The following is a 24316-nucleotide window of genomic DNA, read 5'->3' as shown; positions in this document are numbered from 1 at the left end:
AATTTATTATTATTTCCACATACCGAGGTATCTGAAAGTAAAGTTTTTTCCTTTAGCTGAAGGAAATTGGCTTCTTCCATCTACTCTTTCTTTCAAGTAGTCGACAATTCTGTTGTAGCAATCAATTCCTGAGATAGATTTACATCTTGCTACGAACTGTGTATCACGATATTCGTGTTTGCCAGTTGCTGCGGTATAAACCACACGTTTGAAGTTTAACGCACCTTCGTACCAACCGTCACGTTCTTCGTTGAGGTGCATAATCGTTGGATTGTCCTTTTTCAGCATTACAGCGCTGCTTCTGACTGCCTTCTTTTGTTTGAAATCAAGCATCGTTTGTGCTTCTGTTTTTATGATGATAAAGTAAATCCGTGGACGTACTTTGTATCTTTTCGGGTAATAAACATCGCTATCAGCGTAAACTCTGATGTCATCTTCTAATTCAGGTGTAAGCTGAATGTCTGGAATCGATGCAAGGAAATCTAAAGCTTCTTCAACATTGTATGCCAATGTTTCATTGTCAAAATATCTTAAATATAAATTCATTTAGTCGGTGCTAGTATGTTTCTCTAAAAAATAAAATAAAATGAATGAGCGGAAAACGAGACTCGAACTCGCGACCCCAACCTTGGCAAGGTTGTGCTCTACCAACTGAGCTATTTCCGCAACTTGTAAGAACTTTCTTACTAAGTGAAGAGGAGGAGACTCGAACTCCCACGAAGCAATTTTCACTACCCCCTCAAAGTAGCGCGTCTACCAATTCCGCCACCTCTCCAAAAAAATCTTTTATTTCTATAAGTAAGTGCCCAAGACAGGACTCGAACCTGCACGTTATAAACACACGCACCTGAAACGTGCGCGTCTACCAATTCCGCCACTTGGGCTAATCGAGAACAGGTCTCTAAAAGATACTTATATCAATAAATAATGAGCGGAAAACGAGACTCGAACTCGCGACCCCAACCTTGGCAAGGTTGTGCTCTACCAACTGAGCTATTTCCGCAATAAAACATTTCGCTAAATGTTGATTTGTCGGGGCGACAGGATTCGAACCTGCGACCACCTGTTCCCAAAACAGGCGCGCTACCGGACTGCGCTACACCCCGTGCTTTTCGTTGTGGATTGCTCCATTTCTGAATTGCGAGTGCAAAGATACTATGTTTTTTTTATTCCACCAAAAAAAATAAACTTTTTTTTTCTCGATTTTTTGCGAGTTTCGTTAGCTAAAACATATATCTCGGTAAAATTGAGATAGTTACGAGAATTCTTAAATTTTAAACAAAATTGCGTAGAATGAAAATGCTCACATTATTTAATAATAGTATTGTACTTTTCATTTTATCCGAGGCTTCTGAAATTCAAAACAGGTTGTTTTTAGATGAAAAACAACCTGTTTTGAACGTTAATATATATCCTTTTTAGATTTCTCTATACCATCGGTTGTTAGCAAAATTTCTTTATCGCCAATTTTTGCTTCGTAAAATGGTGGTTGTTCTCTCAATGAAATGCTATCATATTTGAAAGGCGCAACGACTGTTTCCTTGTAATCGGGCAAAACTAATCCCATTTTTCCATTTTTTTGTGCCATGATAGGCATGGTGCGGAGGTCGTCTACATATACATACGATGTGCGCAGAAATTCGTATTCTGGCTTTAAAATGGTTTTACCATGGTGGTCAATGATGCCAAATTTCCCATTTTCCTCTATTACTTTGTGGAATTGAATGTAAGTGTCTTCTAATATTTTTAGGTATTTCTCCATTTTCTGCTCATCATTGATAAGCATAATTAAATATTCGAAAGTGTCGCAATAATTTGCCATGGAACGTGCTAACACTACTTTCATGTCTAATCCGTTCAATGCTTTCCGATTTAAATCCAAATAACGTGCGATGGCTTTTTCTTTTTCTTCAAGACTGAGTGCTTCTAAAGCCTCTTCAAATCTAAGCATGTGGGCTTTCGACCCTTTCATCGCCTTAATGTATCGGTGAATTTGTCGTCCCATTTCCTTGCAGGCGAAATGTCTAATTTGTCTTTCTTCAATCGGGTCGGTATATTCGCGTATGATTTTTTCTTGCTCTTTCATCTTATAATCTCCTTTTCTTTCTAAATTAGACATACGATTTCTTACTTCCTATTGCGTGTTTACGCAAGCTGTATAGTGCAAATATACTGTAATTCGTCTTATGAACCAAATCTTTTTTGTATTTTTGTCGTGGAAAATTAAATATACTTATTGTAAGTAGATGGAGCAAAGCAAAAATCAAGAAAATAATTATATAGAAGTAAAGGGCGCTAAAGTTAATAATTTAGCGAATATTGATGTTAATATTCCTCGCGAAAAATTGGTTGTTATTGCAGGTGTTTCAGGTTCAGGAAAATCATCTTTGGCATTTGACACATTATATGCAGAAGGTCAGCGTCGTTATGTAGAAAGTTTATCGGCTTACGCACGCCAATTTTTAGGACGAATGGCTAAGCCTGAAGTTGATTTTATTAAAGGTTTGCCACCTGCAATTGCAATCGAGCAGAAGGTGATTTCGCGCAATCCACGTTCTACGGTAGGCACATCAACTGAAATTTATGAATATTTGCGTTTGCTTTATGCTCGCATCGGGCGTACTTTCAGCCCCATTAGTGGCGAAGAAGTGAAGCGTCATACGGTGGAAGATGTCATTGAAAAGGTGGGAACTTTCTCGGCTGGAACGAAGTTTTGTATTCTTTCTCCGCTGCATGTAGGAGAAGGGCGCACCATAGCTGACCAATTGGAAATGCAAGTGCAAGAAGGCTATGCGCGTATTTATGTGAATGGAGAAATTTTGCGTATTGACGATTGGCTGGAAACACATCGTGAAAACGAAGAAATCTCAGTTTCTGATATTTATCTCGTTATCGACCGCCTGTCAGTTGATACTTCCAAAGAAGCAATTTCGCGTTTAACCGATTCGTGTGAAACGGCTTTCTATGAAGGCGATGGTGTTTTGCGCTTGTTGGTGATGCCTTCAAACTTGATATATGATTTTTCTACGCGCTTCGAAGCTGATGATATAAAGTTTGAAGAACCTAACGATAATATGTTTGCGTTCAACTCTCCGCTCGGTGCATGCCCTACTTGTGAAGGCTTTGGGCAAGTAATGGGAATTGATGAACGTTTGGTCGTTCCTAATTCTACGCTCTCTGTTTACGAAGGGTGTGTACAATGTTGGCATGGCGAAAAGTTAAAAGTATGGCAAACAGAGTTTTGTCGGCGTGCAGCTGTGGATAATTTCCCTGTTTTCAAGCCTTATTTTGAATTAACACGTGAGGAAAAAGACCAACTTTGGCATGGTTTACCAAGTGAGCGAAAGGCTAAATTAAGCGATAGAATTTGTATTGATGCTTTCTTTGATATGGTAAAAGAGAACCAATACAAAATTCAATATCGTGTACTTCTTAGTCGTTATCGTGGTAAAACGCTTTGTCCTGACTGTCACGGACGTCGTCTAAAAAATGAAGCAACATGGGTAAAGATAGGAGGAAAAGCCATTACCGACTTGGTGGATATGCCTATTGGAAGCTTGAAAGAATGGTTTGACACTTTAAAACTCACCGAACAGGAACAAAAAGTAAGTAAACGTTTGATGATAGAAATTACCAATCGCATTCAGTTTTTATTGGATGTGGGCTTAGGTTATTTAACGCTTAACCGACAATCTAATACTTTGAGTGGTGGCGAAAGTCAGCGCATTAACCTCACTACTTCCTTAGGTTCGTCATTGGTAGGTTCGCTTTATATCTTAGATGAACCAAGTATAGGTCTTCATAGTCGTGATACCGACCGATTAATTCATGTTCTTAAAGAATTGCAAGCCATTGGAAATACGGTCGTTGTGGTGGAACATGATGAGGAAATAATCCGTGCTGCTGACCATTTGATAGATGTTGGTCCCGATGCAGGTCGTTTGGGTGGTAGAATCGTTTATGATGGAGCTGTTCCTGTGATTGATGATAAGAATAAAGCGCAGTTATTAAAAGATTTTCCAGAATCGCATACCATAAAATATCTTACCGAAGCCGAAACGATTGCAGTTCCAATGAGTCGTCGCCCATGGAATCTTTTCATTGAAATAAAAGGCTGTCGTATGAACAACCTGAAAGGTTTGGACGCAAAAATACCGCTCAACGTGATGACAGTCGTTACGGGTGTTAGTGGTAGTGGCAAGTCTTCATTAATAAAAGGTACGTTATACCCCGCCTTAAAGCGAAGAATGGACGAAGTTGCCGATTTACCTGGAGAATTTAGTTCACTAACTGGCGATGTAGACCAGATTAAACACATTGAATTTGTAGACCAAAACCCGATAGGAAAGAGTTCCCGTTCAACGCCAGCAACATACGTTAAGGCGTACGATGAGATTCGCAAACTTTTTTCCGAGCAGCAATTAGCAAAGCAATTGGGTTTTACACCACAATATTTTTCGTTCAATGCTGACGGCGGACGTTGCGAAGAATGCAAGGGAGCAGGCGAAATTACCATTGAAATGCAGTTCATGGCCGACTTAGTTTTAGAGTGTGAGGAATGTCATGGTAAGCGTTTTAAGCGTGAAGTATTAGACGTTACGTTTGATGGAAAAAATATTCATGATGTGTTGAACATGACCGTCTCCGATGCCATTGGATTCTTCAAAGAGCATAAGCGCAAAGCTATTGTTGCTCGATTGCAACCACTTGAAGACGTAGGCTTAGGTTATATCAAGTTGGGACAAAGTTCTTCAACCTTATCAGGTGGTGAAAGTCAGCGTGTTAAGTTAGCTTATTTCATAGGGCAAGAGCGACAAGAACCATCATTATTTATCTTTGATGAACCTACAACAGGTTTGCATTTCCACGATATTAAGCGACTTTTGAAAGCCTTCGATGCTTTAATCTTGAAAGGACACTCGGTATTGGTCATTGAACACAATATGGAAGTGATAAAATGTGCAGATTACATTCTTGATATTGGTCCCGATGGTGGTGAGAAAGGCGGAAAACTTGTAGCTTCTGGCACCCCCGAAGAAATTGTAAAGTGTAAAGATAGCCTAACTGGTAAATATCTTGCCGAAAAATTAGCGTAGTAAAAGCCGTTGAAGTGGCAGTTGGGTGAAAGCCTACGAAATCTCTATTATCTTCCCAAAGTTTTTCTTTGGGAAGATTTTTTGTATATATTGTTTATTTAAAACCGTTATTTTGTTAATAAATGTTTTATTCTGCCCATTTATTTGGATTAATTATCAATAAAGTGTATATTTGCTATGTGTTTTTTAGGATTTAGATTTTTGCTAAATCCCTTTCTCGAGGTTGGTAGCTTCCTGCACCAACCTCTTTTGATTACGTCTATTGGAAAAATCCAATACCCCTATAAATCTAAAACTATCCTGCAATTTGACCTATGCTTACATTGTAAATATCTCGGTACTATTCATTTTGCAAAGGTAACATTTTGACGAGAAATATTCGCTACCTACCCACACGATTCGTTATAGAGCCGTAATAAAACAAAAAAGAGGATAGTCCGTTTTGGACTATCCTTTTTTGTTTATCAGTTGAATAATATTACTACACGTATCACCTTTTTATTGCTTGGAAAATCTTTTTAGGAATTTCTTTTGTAATAAGTGCAATGTTTTCTTTTCTGCTAAGATTAAACAGATGATAATAATGAGATAGTTTTATATTCGTTTGCTCAATATAATACTTTATCCCTGACCTTACTTTTGTTGTACGACCATATTTTCCAAAGTTTCCTCTCTTATACACAACGTCAAGAATGTATTTCTTTCTTTTATAATCTTTCTTCGTCAGTGTATAGGGAAATTCTGCTTTTGGCAAACCTATCTCGTCTACGAGGACTGTTCCAATTGCAGTAAATGCCTTGAGGAAATCTAATCGTGTTAGTATTTCTATAAGCTTTGTTTTATCAATACAATTCTTTCTGTCTCCTTCTTGTTCAGCCATCGCAGCTATGTGGCACAATATTGCAACATCGCAGAATTGGCGAAGCCCCACACCTAATTCTATAAGGTGATGAAACAGATGAAGAAAAGTATAAGCAAGATTTAATGTTAGATTTAAAGTTGGGATTTTTTTATTATCAATGAATGTATAACTCAGTGGCTCGGAGTTTATCAGATTATCGAAATATTGTTGATTTTCTTTATTAGCAAACTTGTAAAGTGTAAAATGTAGTTCGAATAAGGTTTTATTAAATAGGAAAGTATAATGCTGTTCCGATTCATCACGTTTCGGTTCTACATTTAATTCTTTATGCAATATATTAAGTAATCTTTCTAAATCTTCTGCGAAACAGTAGAAATCAATATCTCCACCTACTCGATGGAGTGGGCGAGGGTAAGAGTTTGCTATTGTTTGTCCTTTTACAACAAAGAACTTTATATTATGTTTTTCTAATAACTCGGTAAGGAATATTAGGTTTTTATTAAGGAGTAGATTTGCTTTCTTGGTGTTTTCCAAACTTCCAAATGCAACCAAAGCTTCTTGCTGTGGAAGTTTTACGTTGTTGTTGATAAGTGAAGAATATACCAACCCATTTACAGTCTGCATATTTGCAATATTCTGTAAAGCAGAGAAATCCTTTTTATCTATTGACGAAAAACCAAGCTGTTCGCCCCATAGTTCATTATGTATTAACTCCTTTAGCAGTTTAGTAACACACATAAAGTTATTATTGTAGAAGTATAGAAGTTTATTCTATGATAGATTGTTTTATCGACTCAATAATAAATCTTGCATCTTCATCACTAATCATTGGACCAGAAGGAAGACAAAGACCTGTCTTAAAGAGTTCTTCACTTATGCCATTAATGTAGGCTGGAGAGTTTTTATAAACTGGTTGTAAATGCATTGGTTTCCAAAGAGGACGACTTTCTATACCTAATTTATCCAATGCTATACGCATCGCCTCGATATTTGTGTTTGGTTCGCAATCGGTATGAGCCTTTCCTGTTGAGTGAACTACACCAGCGGCACCGCCAACAGCACCAGCAATTGCTTCGTTATAAGCATTTTCTTGACCTATAACCTTTAAATCTTTATCTAATGTGATAGTATTCAGCCAGAAATTAGAATCATATTCTTCATTTGGATTGTTATGGAATGTGATGCCTTTCACATCTTTAAATCCTTCTTTATAGAGATTTGCCAGATATTTATGATGCGTAATATGTTCATCAAGTACCGTCATTTGCCCACGCCCTATACCTGCACAAATATTGCTAAGTCGATAATTGTAGCCAATTTCTTCGTGTTGGTAGTACGGAAAAGCCTCGCGTGCCTGTGTTGCAAAGAACATGATACGTTCTTTTGCTTCTTTGTTAGGACAAATTAATGCACCGCCACCAGAAGTGGTTATCATCTTATTGCCATTGAAACTCATCACACCATATTCGCCAAATGTACCGATAACTTGCCCATTATACCGACTGCCAAGTCCTTCAGCAGCATCTTCAACGATAGGAATACTGTAGCGTTCTGCTATTTCTATGATTTCTTTTATCTTTGCAGGCATACCATAAAGATAGACTACGATAATGGCTTTAGGCTTTCTGCCTGTCTTTTCTATTCTATCCTTAATTGCCCTTTCGAGTAATTCTGGAGACATATTCCATGTATCAGCTTCAGAATCTACAAAGACAGGAGTTGCACCAAGATACATTACGGGGTGAGAACTTGCACAAAAAGTAAAACTCTGACAAATAACTTCATCGCCAGCTTTAACTCCTAAGCTTATCAATGCTAAATGAATAGCTGAAGTGCCAGAACATAGTGCAACAACTTCTTTGTTCTCCAGCTCTTTATACCCATCGTTCCATAGTTCATCAGGATTATCGTTGTGTGCCTGAATACTTTGTGGATAAACTTCATTAGAGAAATCTATATTGCTTGGTTTTGATTTACAAAACCTTGCTAATTCTTCTTCAAATGCATTCACATTAGGGCCTAATGGCACCACCCAATTTGTGTCAAATGCTTCTTGAATGTATTTCTGTTCATTGCCACTCATATGAGCAAGGCATAGATATTTTCTTTCCATTTTATTAATTAGGGTCTGCTGAATTATTATCTCTTCACAGACAGAGGGTAGCAGACGTAGCCCCTCATAGTGACGATAATGATGAAAAACCACCAGATTTCGGTCAGGGCAAGACAAAGTTCCCTGAGGAACTTCATCACGTTTTTAACGAAGTAGCACATTCCTGTCCAGCATCGTGCTGTATCTGGAAGCTTGGCTCTTATGTCATTGGCTCGATAGATTCTCTTGCCAGTACCGAATGAGCATTCGATTTCATTGCGCTCCCCGATGGCTTTGGCCATTCTGGATTTCATCTCATCTGAAGGAGGATCCTTCGGTGGTCGCCCTAACGGTTTGCAGTATGAATGGATTTCAAAATCCTCAAGTATATCTCGGTTTGACCTGTTTAGGTAAATCTTATCCGCAAGGATGGTGGCCGGAAGATAGCCGAAGCGTTCTTTGAAAAGTTGAATCTGTAGCAAGAGATCCTGGCTCTCGTTGTAGGCATCCCAGCTGTGGTGGTCGATGAACGTATAGCCCTCGACTATGCTTGCACCTATCTTGGCCCCGAACTCAGTCCTTGCCTTAGCCTTTCCACGGACAATGGCACGGACGTGTGGCTGAAAGATGCTCAGTATGCGGTCTGCACAAGTATGAGTCTTTGACCTGTACATCTCCTCCTGCTGATGGTACATCGTGAGGATTGCAGTCAAGGTGCGTTTCTCATATAGGAATAGGCTCTCGTAGTACGTCTTGTTCTTTGCAAGCAAGTCCATTAAGATGCGGATGTCCTTGCGCAAGTAGTTGAGCATCACCCCGATAGTATCACGCACCATCTTGCCTTTCTTCTTGGCTTTCTTGACAAGCTGAAGGTATGCCTGACGTGCATGCTTGTAGTTCGTGCGTGGCTTGTGCAGCTCAAACATCTCGCACACCTTTATAATATAGTCGGTAACCTTGCGGCAACCATCATGTATTATATCAACGTCAACAGGATAACGCATCTCTGCATCGGCGCAGGTAGCATCAATCTTCAGCACTCCCTTGTGCTCGCGACCTTTTGAATCGGTGAAGGAAGCGGCATTCGGATCCTCTGGTTTCGGAGTCGGTGGTTCCTCATCATTCTTTTTCGCCTCTTCTTCCTCACGCTTGCGTTTCTCTACAAGAAGACGTTTCTGCTTGTCGAGAAGCTTGACTGTCATCTTGTTGAGTTCTTCCTCTGAGATTCGCTTGCGTATCGTGACGAATAGGCTCGGGTCGAATATAGGCTTGTCGGTGAACTCATGCAATCCACAAAAGTACTGCATGTAGGGACTCTCTCTGATAATCTCGATGGTCTCGGCATCACTCAGGTTTAGTTTGTGCTTGATAATCATTGCGCCGAGAATCATGCGTGCCGGCTTGTTCCCTGCACCTTTCTTCTGATTGTCCAACCTTGAGTTGTATTCCTTCTCAAGTTCTGTCCATGGAAGAAGGTCACCGAGAGCCACCCATCGGTTTGTCTTGTCCAACTCATCAAGGGATGAGCGGAGCAAACCGAGGTCAAGTTGCTTGTATTTTGGAGCGTAAAACTTCATCTTGCTATGGATTTAACTATATAAAGGTACGATTTTCTAGTTAAACAAACAAAGAAATAAAGTTATATAAACTTAAATATCAGAGAGTTATAAATTATTCAGTAAACACTAATTATTTTATAATAAAGAAAAATCACCTTCCATTAATTCTGACTTCTTACGAATAACAACAGCATCGTACATCATCATCAGAATATCTTCTTCATAATTACCAATGGTAGACTTATTAGTTTTTCCTTCTATATTATTCAAAATGAGTTGGATAAAATCAACACCAGCACCGTATGCATGCAAATATGCACCACCAAAACGTGGGTTAATTTCAGATAGATAGTATTCACCATCTTTTATAAAGAAATCCATGTCGCAAGGTCCATTTAGCTCCAAAGCATTACATACTTCTTCTATAAAAGAAAAGAGTTGGGGATCTTTGAATGAAATAGTTTTGTTTGCACCTCCAATTCTTGTTTCTATCTTTTTCTTAGAGAAAGCAGCAACAGGTTTGTGAGAAATAGTATCTACATATACATCAGCATCACAATCGCCTTCAGTCATCAGCTCTTGAATGATATATGTAAAATCTCCTTTATTCCAATCGTTTTCAAGTTGTTCAAGAGTATCTACTTTGTGTGCACCAACACTTCCACTACCAGATATTGGCTTCATAAAGACAGGAAAAGAAATCTGGGAATCTTTCAGTGCTTTTTTAAAAATATCCAAATCTTTATAAGTGAGGACAGTTCTAACACCTTTTTTCTGGAAATGTTTAAACATTTCGTATTTATCAAAGCAAATATGAGCGGAAACTTTATTAGGACAAAGAGGCAGAATTCCATTATTGACATATTGTTCATAATGGTTTGCCATTATTTCTATTTCAGGGTCAATGAGCGTAGTAAGTGCATTAATATTTTCTTTTTTACATATTTCCAATATTTTATTTGTATATTGCTCGTCAGTTATACGAGGCACTTGATAAATACTGTCTGCAAAATACAATGCTGGTGCTACGGGGCTGTTATCTGTGGCAACGATTTTTCCACAACCATTCATTGACTTTCTAACATTCTGTAGCAGTGTCCCTCTTCTTCCTACACTGCAAAATAATATGTTTTTTTTCATTTTTCTATTTTTACATTTTACATTGGGCTACATATTCTGTTGCACCCCATTCTTCTCTAAGTAGTTCTTTTGTTGTTTTAGAATAAACTTTAGGTATATATCTGATAAAAAGCGGGCTTAAGCACATTGTATAGGCACCGACGTTTTTATAGCATATTTTATCACCGATATTCAGTTGTGGACTATTTGTCAACTCAAAAAGTCTGTCAAATTCTAAACAAGTACAACCTGATATTATTTGTTTTGTGATATTACCATTATTTTTTTCTTTGTATATAATTTCTTTTATATAATCCTGCTTCTGAAACAAAGGGTCTATATCGTTTCTTGTACCATCGGTTGTTATGAATACTTTATTTCCTACTTTTTTGCAGTCTATTACTGAAGTATGATAATCAAAAACAGAAGCTGTAAGGGCGTTTCCAGGTTCTACTATGATGGTTGTTTTCCTTAATAAATCTTTAGATTGTTGATTTTCAAAAACTTCTGATATAGTAGCACAATAATCGTTATAAGTTGGTTTATTATCGAATATTCCAAAATATCCTCCGCCAATATCAATGTAATTTAATGATAACTGATATTTGGAAATAATATCTATACTGTATTTTACAAGATTTCTATAAAAGTTTATGCTTCGTGTTCTCGATGTTCTGTGAATATGCAAACCATTTAAAGTAACGTTGGAAATACTTTTTATTTTCTTTAAGGCTTGTTCAAACTCTTCGTTCTCTGCTGAAAAACCAAAACGACTGTCATCTTTGTCGTGTTTGGCATCTTCAGGAGAAATAAGGGTTATATCTACATTTAGTCTAATACCTATGTTGTAATGTTTAGAAGCATTCAACGAATTTAACCATTCAATTTCTCTTTTGGTTTCAATATTTACGATAGCACCATTTTCCAATGCGTCAATAAAGGTTCCTTTTGACTTCATTGGACCGTTATAAATGATTCTATTTTTTGGAAAGCCGCATAGTAAAGCTAATTCGTATTCGGTATAGGAAACAACTTCTGCATAACAACCTTGTTCCCTTGCTATTTTCAGTAAATATGGAAAGGAGTTGGTTTTCACAGAGAAACCTATAATGCTTTTTTTGAAATACTTCTTTAATGCATTTTGAAAAGAAGTCGTATTTTTGACAAAGTCTTCTTCATCAAGTAAAAAATATGGTGTTTGCATATTAATTGTATCCATTGAAATCATCTATTGTTACATTGTTTTCTGCTGAAATTCCATCACGTTGTACTACAGAGATTATAGTTTTCCAGATAATTCGTATATCTGTCCATAACGATATATTGTCTACGTACCACACATCGTACTCTAATTTTTGTGTCCATGAGATAGCATTACGACCATGGCATTGTGCCCAGCCAGATATTCCTGGTCTCACTTCGTGTCTGCGTGCCTGTTTTTTAGAGTATAGCGGTAAATATTTAACTAAAAGTGGTCTAGGACCAATTAAAGCCATATCTCCTTTCAAAACATTAATGAGTTGTGGAAGTTCGTCTATAGATGTAGAGCGAATAAATTTTCCTATCGGGGTCAGTCTTTCTTCGTCGGGTAGTAGATTACCGTTCGTATCTTTTTCATCTGTCATTGTTTTATATTTTACGACTTTGAATATCTTGCCATAACGTCCTGGTCTTTCTTGTAAGAAAAACACCCCTGCTCCCTTATTAGCAAAATGTAGCCAAACAGCAACAGTAATTATTAGAGGACTGGCTATTACTATTGCAAACAGAGCTATAGAAAAATCGAAAACTCGTTTAAGATAGTTTTTATACATTGACATTTATCTTTAAGATAGGGAATGTTCAGCACTCTATAAGCAATTCGTTTCCCCCACATTAGTATATTCTTTAAGTACTGCTTCCCATACATCTTTCTGTTCGTATCGTTCTACTATCATTTTTCTTGCTTTTTCAGACATAGTATTTTTTAAATGCTGTTGTTCTATAAAACACGTCATTGCTGTGCATAATGATATTTCATCTTTAGGCGGAATGATGATACCATTTTCTCCTTCTCTGATTATTTCATTGCAACCATTTATATCAGTAACTATTGAAGCTAATCCCATTGCCCCCGCTTGCATAACAACATTTGGAAAGCCTTCGCGATAGCTTGGGAATACGAGTGCGTCAGCTGAAAGAAGATAGGGACGGACATCATCTTGATACCCCACAAAGTGAACAGCAGGATTATTTTCAAAAAACACTTTATCTTCTTGCTGTAATGGGTCTAAATTATCTTCAAAGTTACCAACAAGTATTAACTTACAATGTGGAAAGATAGGAACCAATTTGCTAAAAGCACCTGCTAACTCGTGCATTCCCTTGTCATTTACGATTCGCCCAATGAAAATAAAGGCAAAATCGTTTTTAGATAGTCCGATGCTTTCTCTAAATAAATCTCTTACCTTTTCAGAATCTGTTTCTTTAGAAAGATTCAGACTTTGTTTTATTTCTTCTATCGTAGCTTGTTCAGAAAAGTAAGTCGTATCTATACCATTGATGTTTCCATTATGGATTATGTGCATTTCTTTACTTGTAATATTATCTTCAAGCAAGGTCTTTTTTACTCCTTCTCCTTCTGGAATAACTTTCGTTGCACAATAACAGCTAATACGTTCCATTGTCATAAGCAAAGTGCGGAAAAGCCCACTTGCTCCTTGATAGCGTAATCCTGTAACTGTATATAAACGATGAGGAACAGAAGCTAACCTCGAGGCTATCATTGACAGCATACTACCTTTTGGAGTATTGGCATGAACAATATCTGGTTTTTCTTTACGGAATAATCTATAAAGTAGCCAAAGGCATTTCATGTCGGAGAGTAAGGAAATTTCCCTGTGCATAGGAACTTCAATGGTTCGAATTCCCTCGCGTTCTCCTACCATTGCTAAAACTCCCGTATTGTTAGAAACGCCAATAACTTCAAATTCAGAACTTAGAAATTTAAGTTGTCCTTTGATAAGTGAATCTAAACTTATATCTGAAGTCGTAACTCTTATTAGTTTCTTTTTTGCCATCTTTTAATTCTTATGACATAATATGCTTGTAGGTATTGCAATACACCTCAACGGTTTTAGATTTATCAGTATCAGTTTATTCAAAATTTCCAATTACTTTTTGATAGACTTGATTATAACCGTTTACCATCTTGTTGATATCAAATTCTAGTGCTCGATTATAACAGCGGTTGGCAACTTTATCATAATAATCCTTATTTCCTGCCAATTGATTAATTTCATTTGCCAAAGCCTTGGCATCTTCATGTGGAAAAAGAATACCATATCCTTTTGTAACCTCTCGTAAGCCATTTACATCAGAGGCAATAAAAGGTTTATGTGCACTCATACCTTCCACATTACTAAGACTCAAACCCTCCCAATGAGAAGACATAACGATAATATCTGCTGCCTTCAACACATTCGGTATGTCTGTTCTTAATCCAAGAAACCGAACTCTATCATCTACACCTAACGACTTAGACAACTGTTGAACTTCTTCCATTCGTTCGCCAATACCAGCAAACCAAACTTCAAATTTATCTTTATCTAATTGGTTTACTGCACGAAGAATAGTATCTTGATCTTTTTGTTCACGAAAGCCAGCCACCATTAGAATAGCCTTACGTGCCTCTTTCTTACTTAATAGGTCCTTGCAAGGAAGTGCTTGAGAAATTGCATTGACATCAATCCCATTATTAATTGTAGTAATTGTTTTATATCTATTTGAAGATTGAATAATCCATTCTCCTTTCATATATTCTCTCAACCTTTCTTCTGCAATCTTACTAATGCATATAATATGGTTGTACTTCCCATACATCCAACTCTCAATAGGACGATACCACTTCCAGTTACGCTTGCGGTTTGACGTATTATGTTCTGTAGATACGAGTTTTGTATGGCGATACAAATTCGCAATTGCAACAAATAACTGTGGTGAAGAATTATGTGTATGAACAATATCATATCCTTTCATTATCTTCATCAGCTTTAATATATAAAGTGGATTGTATACACTATGTCCCAATGCATATATCTTCGTTTGTGGACTTTCAACTTTCAATCTTTGTATCAATGGTGTTTCCGTACCATTAAAGATACATAAATCCACAGTATGTCCTAATACAGACAATCTTGGAATCAAGTTAACAACCAAGGTTTCTGCGCCTCCTATTTCTAATGATGTAATGACTTGAAGGATTTTCATCTACTCATATTAAGTTAAAGAATTTAAGCTTTAAATGTCTCTTCTTGAAAAGTTTTAATAATGGAAGAAAGAAGTATATTTTGTAAAAAGAATTTTATCAAAATACAATAAATTCATTTTGGCAATACAAAAGCGGCTGTTTTGCGATACAAAACCTACGCTTTTACCGTGTAAAATAGCCGCTTTTAGGATGCGAAACAATAGGTTTTACAATATATTGATAGAAAGAAAGTTGAGCAATAGTTACGCTTGTGAAAAAGATTTACAACTATCAAGCCTTTTTTCTACCTATAATCTACTTCTTATTAATTCTTATTCGGTCTTTTATATGAAAAGCCCAACCTATTGGTAAGAGTCCTACCCACAAAAGGTTTATTCTTTTTCTTATTTTCGATTTATCCTCAATACAGAAATAGAATCTCCAATAATTTATAGCTGCTTTTATTTTACTTTTAATTGGAATATGTAAATCTAACATTTCCCCATAACATATCGTCGTTGCAATTGGACTCTTCATTCTGATTTCAATAATCTTAGATGTAAGTCCACCTTCTTGATATTCTACTTGATAAATCGGTTGATTGATATATCTTAATTTATATTTTTGTGCTATTCTATTCCAAACCAAAACTTCTGGCACAAAACGCTCATTAACAATCTCAGGGAATGGAAATTCCTTTAATACATTTGTATAGAAAACCTCTTTTAAATCACCTGTAACGTAATGATGATTTCGTATTTCAATGGAATTACTATCTATAAAATCCTTCTTTAAACCTGTCCCAATTATCTTCCCATCAGCATAACAATCCAAACCACAAATACCTCCAAGATCTTTGTTTTCTTTTATCTTAGAATATTGTTGATATACTATTTCTAAAGAATTAGGCAGTAGGACATCGTCGCTGTCTGTAATAAAGAATAATTCTCCTTTCGCTTCTTTTACTCCTTGATTTATTGCAGTATGTTTTCCTCCATTTTCTTTATAGAAATATCGAATTGGAAAATCATTATCTTGTTGTATTATTATATTATCTATAACTTCTTTTGTATTATCGGTACTCCCATCATCAACAATAACCCACTCAAAATCTTTGTTAGTTTGAACTTGTAGGCTTTTATGCAACCTTGGAAGCAGTTTTGCCCTGTTATAGGTTGGAGTGAATACGGTTATCAGCATATAATATTACTTATAAAATTTATCTTTGTCGTAATTATAATCGTATTCATATCTTTCAAAAATATAATCGTTTTCTCTATGCCCATTAGTGAAAAACGTTTTATACGGATACAATAGAACTCCCCATGAAGTGAGAATACGCAAGAAAAGAACAAAACTAACAATAGAAAGCTGTAAGCCCATCTTTATTTTTTTTCCATAGTTGGTAGTTGATAGCTGTGTTAGTGAAAATATTAATCCATATACGAAATACCAACTTAAGCGTCCTCCGTTTTCAGAACGAATAAACAACAACAAAATAGCACAAAATGCTAAAGCTATGTTGTATAAAACTATATTTTGTTTGGTATCTGGTAGATGATAATAAGACTTTATCAGGAAAAAGAGAAAGAATCCAGCCTCTAAGATGTAGGCTATTCGTGTATCTTCTTGAACTGCATAATCAGCATGCGCTGCACGAGTTGATATATCATCAAAAAGATTATAAAGGTTACTTGTTATTCCTGTTACACCAATAATGAAACATGCGGACATTAATAATAATATACGTGCTTTTGAGTATTTCTTATTTGCAATGAAATACATGGGGAAGAAAATAATAGCAGAATTATGGAACGAAAACGCTGCAATGATAATAGCACAGTACTTTAAAAACTTTCTTTCGATGATATATCTAATAGACAGTCCTATAATAGCAGCAGCGAACATCTGCCGAAGATATGTAAATGAGAAATAAAATACCAATGCCATAAACAAGATAGATGCCAAGGGATAATTCTTTGCATACTTTCTAAAACTATGTAAAATAATGGCATACATACAGATAGTATAGAGGAAAATAAAAATATATCTGTTGCTTGTTATATGAGCTATTGCCCAGTTAAGTCCTATATAGCCAAATTCAGTACTGTATGCTTGGTAAATATTAGATAATTTTATTGAAGTTCCAACTCTTAACTGGTCTGCCAAATTATCAAACAGTTCGCTATAGATATAGCGATCGTAACCGCCTAACATATCTCCCAATCCAACAAATAATGCAATACCATATATATATATAACAGCAAAACGCTGGTCGTCAAGTTGCCTGATATTGGTTTCTCTAATTATAGAAAACCAATAAAATAGAAAAGGTATACTAAAAATTAAAAGATATAATAACATAATTAATTAGTCAGAAAAAATTTGCTAATCCTATAACCAAGCGAATTATTAAGAATATAGGTTACAAGATGAAGACGTTTAGAGCGCATTTTGGGCTTTATAGGATAAAGCTTACATTTCTTTAACCGCTCAAGCATTTTTAAATCATAATTATCAGAATATTTATAATTAACTAAAGAATATATAAACCCTAATAACCATAAAGAGAACCAAATATTAAGTATATCTTGTTCGTATTTTGATGTTGAAGAAACATATGTATAAATTTCATTTCCTAAAGAATAAGAGCCTTCTGCCCAATCAATTCTCACCTTTTCTGTTAGATCTTGTGAATACGACTTTGGATTAACTATATGATAATAGCCTGTTTTATGAATAGTTTTTATTTCCGTGCATTTTGCCATTAAACAAAATGAAAGAAAAAAGTCGTCCATACCATTATACTTACCAAACGACAAGTTATTTTTAAGAAGAAACTTTTTATTTATAATCTTATCCCAAAGTGCATTATTTCTATACCCCTCCTTCACCATTTGAAGACCAGAGACATATCTTTTCTCTTTTGGTAAATATTCTTCTATTATCTCATTTGAAGTACTAATTTGTGTATGACCAATATTAATTAAATCATATTTTTCTTCTATTATAGGAATAATTTCCTGTAGAATATTTTTCTCTATAAAATCATCTTGATCAATATACCAAACGAACATACCACTTGCCAATGATAACATTCGATTGCGAGTAATGCCGATTCCTTCATTCTCTTGCGTTTCTATTTTTAAAATATCAGGATAACGTGCTGAATACTCTTTTAACATACTAAAAGAGTTATCCTTACTTCCATCATTAATTAGTAGAACCTCAATATCTTTTTCTATCGTTGGGGTTATTTGGCTTAATATGTTATTCATTAAACCGTCAATATATTTTGCGCCGTTATAGATTGGAATTAATAATGATAGTTTTTTCATTTTTTATTTATTTTATTACGTATCCAGCATAAAAAGATAAATAATGGTTTTATGTTGGCACCTATTAAAAATATATTTGCTCGTTTGTTTTTGGTAAATGGAACAGGATATAATCCTCTTTCTTTTTCAATACTTAGAATACGTTTGATTTCTTCAGATGAGATATTGTTAGTATAAAGAGAATAGAAAAAACCTGCAATATTTAAATAAAGTATTTCTGATAAACTTTTTTTTACCTTTTTGTCCCTTTGTAAGTTTATAAGTTTTAAGAGCTCTTTTTCTGCTAATAATGTATTTTCTATATCTCGTTTATTAGAAGCTGGCGTATTTAAGTGCAAAATAGAACTTTGATTGTCTTGAAAATAATTGTATGAATAAATGCCCGTTAATAACATTTTTTTGCATAGAATAAATGCTTGTATATTGAAAAGCCAATCTTCTTGCGAATTCAGATTTTCGTTAAAGCAAATGTCATTATCTTTTAAAAAACAGAGTTTATAAATTTTATTCCACAAAAAACCATCAACTTTTTCTGATGTTAAATAATTTGTACCACTTATTAAGTTCTGTCTTGATGGCTTGTTTTCTAATTCGCCATATTTATTATTACCAAATCTCTTGAAACACATAGAAAGAATTTCAATCTCTCCATCTAATTTCTCTAATATGGTATTTAGTATATTTTCTGTTATAAAATCATCGGAATCAACAAACCAGACATACTCTCCTTGTACGTTGTTAAGTAATGAATTTCTTGTAACTCCTGTACCTCTATTTTCTTGATGAAAAACTCTTATTAGGTTTGGATATTTATTTTGATATTCATTACAAATACCTCCACTACCATCTTTACTACCATCATTGATAATAACTAATTCGCACTCTTCATTTAACTGATTACATATAGAATCTAAACATCTGTGTAGATATTTTTCGACATTATAAACAGGAATCAATATTGATATTTTTTTCATAAATTGAATAATAAACTCTGTTTTTATTAAAAATCAGGAAAAAGTGTATCCTTAAATTTTATAATATAACGAAATGATAAAAATACAACATATTTAATATTTAATTAAATATTATTCCTCCATACTTTAAGTCTTAAGTCTGAATGATCTTTATATGAGATTATTTTAGCAGGATTACCTGCAACTGTTGCATTATCTGGAATATCTTTTACAACAATGGCTCCAGCTCCAATTGTTACATTATTTCCAATACGAACATTTTCTATAATACAGACATTGGGACCTATATAAACATTATTGCCAATTATTGCAGCATTGCAGTTTTTAGAGCCTATATTTACCCCTTTATTTATACAACAGTTATCGCCGATTATTGTTGAAGAATTAATTGTAATGGAAAAAGGGTGTGGAAGAAATAGACCATATCCTATTTGAGTAGACCAAATTATTTCTGTTCCATATTTTATTCTATTTTTATAATGTTTCCAACGTCCAATTATTCCCATTATTCCTTTTACATTTGCTATTCTTAACCAAAAACAATATGTAAAACCAGGTATACGCCCGAATAGGGCAAATATTATTATTTTAAGATGGAAGAACCTTCCTCCTCCATTATTTCTGGAAATCCTTGTCCAACGATAATAATCACTTTCAATATATAACCAATCTTTTTGTTTCATTAGAAAAATAAATTATAAACATTATAGTAAATATTTAATAGCTTGCTAAAAAGCAATACTTTCCATGAAACAAAAGGACCTTGAAGAGGAAAGACGCCATGACTTTTCATATCAGTGAGAACTTTCTTTCTGAAGTTTTTATCTATTAATGGGTTATTACTACATTTTATGGATAACACGAGATTAAATAAAATATTATTACTCCATCTAAGAATATAATCTTGCAGTTCTTTATCTTCAAGTGTTTCTATAAACTTCTGATGAGATAATGCAACATACATATCGCCAATAGTATAGAAATATTGTTTTTCTACTGTTTTCGGCTTAGAAACAGAGCCACTATGTTTTATATAGATATAGGCTTGGTAATCTGAGAAATAAATATTTTTAGCTAATGCTACTGCCCGCATTGAAAATTCAACATCTTGATGAGAGATACCAACATAAAATCTTAGCTGATGTTTTTTGATAAAATCTCTCTTACAGATTAAGGCACATGCCGATGAAGGCTGATAACCACTTAGAATAGCATTACGTCCTTTTAAGATAACGTTATGCTTTACCTTTTGTTGCGAACACTCTATACATGTCGTTTTACCATCAATAAGTTTTAATTGAATAGCAAATATATCGGGAAAATTATTTTCTATAATGTCGTTTTTAATTCTTCCTAATAATGAAGAATCTAAATAATCATCGCTATCTATGAACCAAATATAATCGCCTGTAGCTTTTTCTATACCAGCATTACGAGCTACACTTGAACCTTGATTTTCTTGTTCAAGAAGCATCGTATTTTTGTATTGTTGGCATATTTGTTTTGCAACTTCTACACTATTGTCAGTCGAGCCATCATCAATCATAATGATTTCTAACTCTGTATCAGGTAATTCTGAATTATAAATGCTTTTTATGCATTTATTTAAATATAACTCAGCATTATAGACAGGAATAACAAAACTTATTTTCATTATAATCTTGCATCTATTATATCAGTAGAGAGTACTCCTTTAACATCATAAACGACTCCTGTTTCTTTATTCTTTAGTAAGGAGCGTATATCCATATTAAGAAATTCTTTGTGCGAAACTGCTAAAATTACAGCATCATATTTAGTGTCTTCTACTTGTGTTAAGTCTTGCTGTATATGGATGTTATAATGCTTTTTTACAATTTCAGGATTTGCCCACGGATCATATACCCTTATATTATTGCTGTATTCTAATAGTGTTTGGTAAATATCTACTACTTTGGTATTTCTTACATCGGGGCAGTTCTCTTTGAATGTTATACCAAGAATAAGAATATTGGCATCTTTTACCATTACCCCTTTCTTATTCATCAATTTTATAGTCTGATTAGCAACATAAGCCCCCATACCATCATTCAAACGGCGTGCATTCGACATAACCCGAGGTAAAACACCATATACTTGTGCTTTTTGGATTAAATAATAAGGGTCAACGCTAATACAGTGCCCGCCTACCAATCCTGGACTTAATTTAATAAAGTTCCATTTCGAGGCAGCGGCATCAATAGCATCATGCGTGTCTATGCCCATTGCATTGAATATCTTTGCCAATTCATTCATAAATGCTATATTGACATCGCGCTGAGAATTCTCAATAATTTTCGATGCTTCAGCGACTTTTATTGATGGTGCTTTGTGTGTTCCATTTATTAAAACTGAATTATAAATATTATCTACAATATCAGCAATTTCAGGTGTCGAGCCAGATGTTACCTTTTTTATCTTTTCAACAGTGTGCTCTTTATCTCCAGGATTTATGCGTTCAGGAGAATAGCCTGCAAAAAAATCTTCATTGAATTTCAAGCCCGATACTTTTTCTACAACAGGCAGACATTCTTCTTCCGTAACACCAGGGTAGACTGTAGACTCATACACAACGATATCGTCTTTAGATATAACCTTTCCAACAGTTTCACTTGCACTGATTAGCGGAGTTAAATCTGGTCGATTGTTGTTATCTACTGGTGTCGGAACAGCTACAACATAGAAATTACAATCCTTTATCTCGTCCAAATTAGTTGTGCATTTAAAACCATTCTTACTAATGGCCTCTTGAAGCAAATCATCAGCTACCTCCAAAGTTGCATCGTGTCCGCTCATAAGTGCATCAACACGAGCTTGGTTCATATCAAATCCTATAGTCTTGTATTTGGTAGAAAACAATCTTGCCAATGGAAGACCTACATATCCTAAACCTATTACTGCTATTTTAATATTTTTTTTATCCATTATTCTATCTATTTGGTTTATTTATTTTAAAAGATAGTCTACAAAGCGTTCGCGATGCGACTCACATCTTATACAATTTAATAGAATTTCTTTACTTTTTTTATTAAAATATAGAGGAATTATATTTTTTATCCACGAAATAAAAAATTTTTTGTTGTATGGTCTTGATAAAAATCTATAGATATTTGTATTATTATCTTTCCACTTTTTATTTATTTTCGTCAATTCCGAATCATCTCCTATAATTTGGTTAATATGTTGAATCTCTTTTATAAATACTTCTTCTTCGGTTGATTTTAATAATCTAACAATAGGTTCTTCAGCACATTGTATATAGGGTATTAATTTAAACTCTATATTCTGTTGTATTTGTAATTTGACCATATAGCCATAATTCCATATAGTAGATTTTTCATATTTATCAAAGCTATCAAAAAAGAAATTTCCTAATCCGTAAAATATAGGTTTTGATTTATAAACTTCATAGCCTGAAAAACAATGTTGATGAGTATTTATAACAGCGTCAGCTCCTACATCTATAAAAAAGCGATATGTTTCTTTCATTCTTATAGAAGGATATTGAAAATGTTCCATTCCACCATGGACAAAAACAATAATATATTTTGCTTTTTTTTTAGCTTCTATTATTTTATAGTATTGAGATATAGGATTTAATGGATTTGCACCAGCTGTTGTAGCTGTAGCAATTCCAAATTCATTTTCGCAACAATTAATAACGGCTAAATCTTTTTTGTATTCTATTTTAGAGGCCTCTTCAATATTATTTCCTGCACCTATGGTCATTATGTTCAAGGATTTAAACACATTAATTGTATTGCGTAATCCTTCAATTCCATAATCTGATGTATGATTATTTGCTAATGCAACCATATCAAACCCTAATGATTTTATATATGCGCCACTCTCTTTTGTGCTTTTTAGAGAAGGTCCAGATTTATCTATAGGTTTAAATTCAGTCCCATCTATTATAGGTGATTCAAAATTTAAAAGAGAAAAATCGGCTTCTGAAATAATCTTTCTGATCGATGAAGTAAAAATGGATTCTTTTTGTCGAAGAACAGGTTCTACAGCTCGGTTGTTAGGGAAAAAATCACCCGCTAAAACTACATCCATACTAAAAACGTTATCTAATTCTTTTTATTTTACTTAAGTCAATTGCATTTCCCATTTCTTTCTGTCCTAATTTTGAATAGAAATAATTAAGTCCTCCTGATGATGTAAAAGTTAATTCTCCAAAGTAAGGTTTATTATTAATTACATAGAAATCTACTCTTACGAGCGGAAACTCGGCAGAAAGATTCTTAGCTATGTGTAACATCTCATCAAGACATTTAGGTTTGGGAATGTTTTTATAATTTGCATTCTTTTTACTTAGGAATTCTCTTTTGGGAGTCCAATCATCTAAAGTAAAGAGGTCGTATGTAACTCCAATCAGACCATTTTCCATTCGTTTACGGTCATAACAAACAAAAGCTATATATGGTTTACCATTAAAACACCATATTTTGTAATCAATTAAAGATGTAGACCATTTTGCATCTTCAAAATCTTCTAATAATTCTTCTGCAATTATTCTTGGTTTAATTTTTAAATAATGAGGTTCACAGGTTGTTATTCCCATAGGCTCAAGTTTCTTGCGTAGCTCGTTATTTATTTCTTCAAGATTACTTTTTGCTTTGTTTTTTATGATAAACGTAGAGCCACTGTCATGAGTGCATTTAATAACAAATTTATCTGGAAGAGTAGTATAATCTATATCTTCTACTCTATCCCAAACACCATAACATTTTGGTAGGTTATCAGCATAGCCTTTTTGTTCAATATATTTTCTGACGTTGTACTTGTCTGTCAATTCTGACCAAATACTGGTATCAGTCATAACTTCCAACCACATTATTTTTGCATCTAAGGTTTGTGGGTTGTCCCAATTAAGTTCCTCATGATGCTGAGCTTTATATTGTAGGCTTAATGCCTTTTTCAAATCTTTCTTTATCAGTTCTTTATAATAATTTGAGCGAAATAATTCTGCATAGAATTTATTTCTTAGTGTTTCTATTGGGTATCTTAAATAGTTGCAGTTCATT

General features: G+C 34.5%; 20 protein-coding genes and 5 tRNA genes. 1 reads left to right on the top strand and 24 read right to left on the bottom strand.

Annotated elements, in window-relative coordinates:
- Positions 1-9: 9 nt before the first annotated feature.
- The 7 genes from DYI03_RS06610 to DYI03_RS06580 form a co-directional block, all read right to left on the bottom strand.
- Positions 10-546, bottom strand: coding sequence for a hypothetical protein (locus DYI03_RS06610; RefSeq protein ID WP_004358064.1), 537 nt, complete (start codon positions 544-546; stop codon positions 10-12).
- A gap of 47 nt (positions 547-593) precedes the next feature.
- A tRNA-Gly gene (locus tag DYI03_RS06605) sits at positions 594-666 on the bottom strand.
- A gap of 25 nt (positions 667-691) precedes the next feature.
- Positions 692-775, bottom strand: a tRNA-Leu gene (locus tag DYI03_RS06600).
- Between the two features lie 28 nt (positions 776-803).
- Positions 804-884: transfer RNA gene (locus DYI03_RS06595), tRNA-Leu, on the bottom strand.
- A gap of 46 nt (positions 885-930) precedes the next feature.
- Positions 931-1003 (bottom strand) — tRNA-Gly (locus DYI03_RS06590).
- Positions 1004-1032: 29 nt separating this feature from the next.
- Positions 1033-1106: transfer RNA gene (locus DYI03_RS06585), tRNA-Pro, on the bottom strand.
- Positions 1107-1402: 296 nt separating this feature from the next.
- Positions 1403-2086: a WG repeat-containing protein gene (locus tag DYI03_RS06580; protein WP_036870288.1), complete on the bottom strand. Its 684-nt coding sequence runs from the start codon at positions 2084-2086 to the stop codon at positions 1403-1405.
- Between the two features lie 160 nt (positions 2087-2246).
- Here DYI03_RS06580 and uvrA point away from each other — a divergent pair, with 160 nt between their 5' ends.
- A complete protein-coding gene (gene uvrA / locus DYI03_RS06575; RefSeq protein WP_021669358.1) occupies positions 2247-5096 on the top strand; it encodes an excinuclease ABC subunit UvrA in 2850 nt (949 codons plus the stop codon).
- Between the two features lie 490 nt (positions 5097-5586).
- On the opposite strand, the gene DYI03_RS06570 is transcribed toward uvrA, so the two are convergent.
- The 17 genes from DYI03_RS06570 to DYI03_RS06485 form a co-directional block, all read right to left on the bottom strand.
- Positions 5587-6696 (bottom strand): nucleotidyltransferase domain-containing protein, encoded by a 1110-nt coding sequence (locus DYI03_RS06570; protein ID WP_021669357.1) that lies wholly within the window; start codon positions 6694-6696, stop codon positions 5587-5589.
- 28 nt (positions 6697-6724) lie between these two features.
- The gene (locus DYI03_RS06565; protein ID WP_025064515.1) at positions 6725-8071 is read right to left on the bottom strand and encodes a DegT/DnrJ/EryC1/StrS family aminotransferase; all 1347 of its coding nucleotides are present in this window, start codon (positions 8069-8071) and stop codon (positions 6725-6727) included.
- Between the two features lie 26 nt (positions 8072-8097).
- A complete protein-coding gene (locus DYI03_RS06560; RefSeq protein WP_115367913.1) occupies positions 8098-9627 on the bottom strand; it encodes an IS5 family transposase in 1530 nt (509 codons plus the stop codon).
- A 117-nt stretch (positions 9628-9744) separates the two neighbouring features.
- Positions 9745-10749 carry an ATP-grasp domain-containing protein gene (locus tag DYI03_RS06555; protein WP_021668706.1) on the bottom strand — a complete coding sequence of 335 codons (1005 nt, stop codon included), beginning with the start codon at positions 10747-10749 and terminating at the stop codon, positions 9745-9747.
- Between the two features lie 10 nt (positions 10750-10759).
- Positions 10760-11947, bottom strand: a complete 1188-nt coding sequence (locus DYI03_RS06550; protein WP_021668707.1) for a type III PLP-dependent enzyme domain-containing protein — start codon at positions 11945-11947, stop codon at positions 10760-10762.
- Positions 11934-12542 carry a sugar transferase gene (locus tag DYI03_RS06545; RefSeq protein WP_021668708.1) on the bottom strand — a complete coding sequence of 203 codons (609 nt, stop codon included), beginning with the start codon at positions 12540-12542 and terminating at the stop codon, positions 11934-11936. Before DYI03_RS06545 ends, DYI03_RS06550 begins: the two co-directional genes overlap by 14 nt.
- A gap of 36 nt (positions 12543-12578) precedes the next feature.
- Positions 12579-13787 carry a glycosyltransferase family 4 protein gene (locus DYI03_RS06540; RefSeq protein ID WP_021668709.1) on the bottom strand — a complete coding sequence of 403 codons (1209 nt, stop codon included), beginning with the start codon at positions 13785-13787 and terminating at the stop codon, positions 12579-12581.
- 76 nt (positions 13788-13863) lie between these two features.
- Positions 13864-14976, bottom strand: coding sequence for a glycosyltransferase (locus DYI03_RS06535; RefSeq protein ID WP_021668710.1), 1113 nt, complete (start codon positions 14974-14976; stop codon positions 13864-13866).
- Positions 14977-15271: 295 nt separating this feature from the next.
- Entirely contained in the window at positions 15272-16156 is an 885-nt protein-coding gene (locus DYI03_RS06525) for a glycosyltransferase family 2 protein (RefSeq protein WP_021668711.1), read from the bottom strand.
- 6 nt (positions 16157-16162) lie between these two features.
- Positions 16163-17320, bottom strand: coding sequence for an EpsG family protein (locus DYI03_RS06520; RefSeq protein ID WP_021668712.1), 1158 nt, complete (start codon positions 17318-17320; stop codon positions 16163-16165).
- A 2-nt stretch (positions 17321-17322) separates the two neighbouring features.
- On the bottom strand, positions 17323-18294 hold the full coding sequence (locus DYI03_RS06515; RefSeq protein WP_021668713.1) for a glycosyltransferase family 2 protein: 972 nt from the start codon (positions 18292-18294) through the stop codon (positions 17323-17325).
- On the bottom strand, positions 18291-19268 hold the full coding sequence (locus DYI03_RS06510; protein WP_021668714.1) for a glycosyltransferase family 2 protein: 978 nt from the start codon (positions 19266-19268) through the stop codon (positions 18291-18293). The genes DYI03_RS06515 and DYI03_RS06510 overlap by 4 nt, the downstream gene beginning before the upstream one ends.
- 104 nt (positions 19269-19372) lie before the next feature.
- Entirely contained in the window at positions 19373-19951 is a 579-nt protein-coding gene (locus tag DYI03_RS06505; RefSeq protein ID WP_021668715.1) for a serine O-acetyltransferase, read from the bottom strand.
- The gene (locus DYI03_RS06500; RefSeq protein ID WP_021668716.1) at positions 19951-20922 is read right to left on the bottom strand and encodes a glycosyltransferase; all 972 of its coding nucleotides are present in this window, start codon (positions 20920-20922) and stop codon (positions 19951-19953) included. The genes DYI03_RS06505 and DYI03_RS06500 overlap by 1 nt, the downstream gene beginning before the upstream one ends.
- A complete protein-coding gene (locus DYI03_RS06495; RefSeq protein WP_021668717.1) occupies positions 20922-22211 on the bottom strand; it encodes a nucleotide sugar dehydrogenase in 1290 nt (429 codons plus the stop codon). The genes DYI03_RS06500 and DYI03_RS06495 overlap by 1 nt, the downstream gene beginning before the upstream one ends.
- Positions 22212-22232: 21 nt before the next feature.
- Complete coding sequence (locus tag DYI03_RS06490) at positions 22233-23345, bottom strand: CapA family protein (protein WP_021668718.1); 1113 nt, start codon at positions 23343-23345, stop codon at positions 22233-22235.
- A gap of 10 nt (positions 23346-23355) precedes the next feature.
- Positions 23356-24315 (bottom strand): ATP-grasp fold amidoligase family protein, encoded by a 960-nt coding sequence (locus tag DYI03_RS06485; protein WP_021668719.1) that lies wholly within the window; start codon positions 24313-24315, stop codon positions 23356-23358.
- Position 24316: the final 1 nt, after the last annotated feature.

The sequence above is a fragment of the Prevotella disiens genome, from assembly GCF_900454955.1.
Lineage (GTDB): Bacteria > Bacteroidota > Bacteroidia > Bacteroidales > Bacteroidaceae > Prevotella > Prevotella disiens.
Note: the sequence above shows the minus strand (reverse complement) of the source record. Positions and strands in the feature narration are given on the sequence as shown.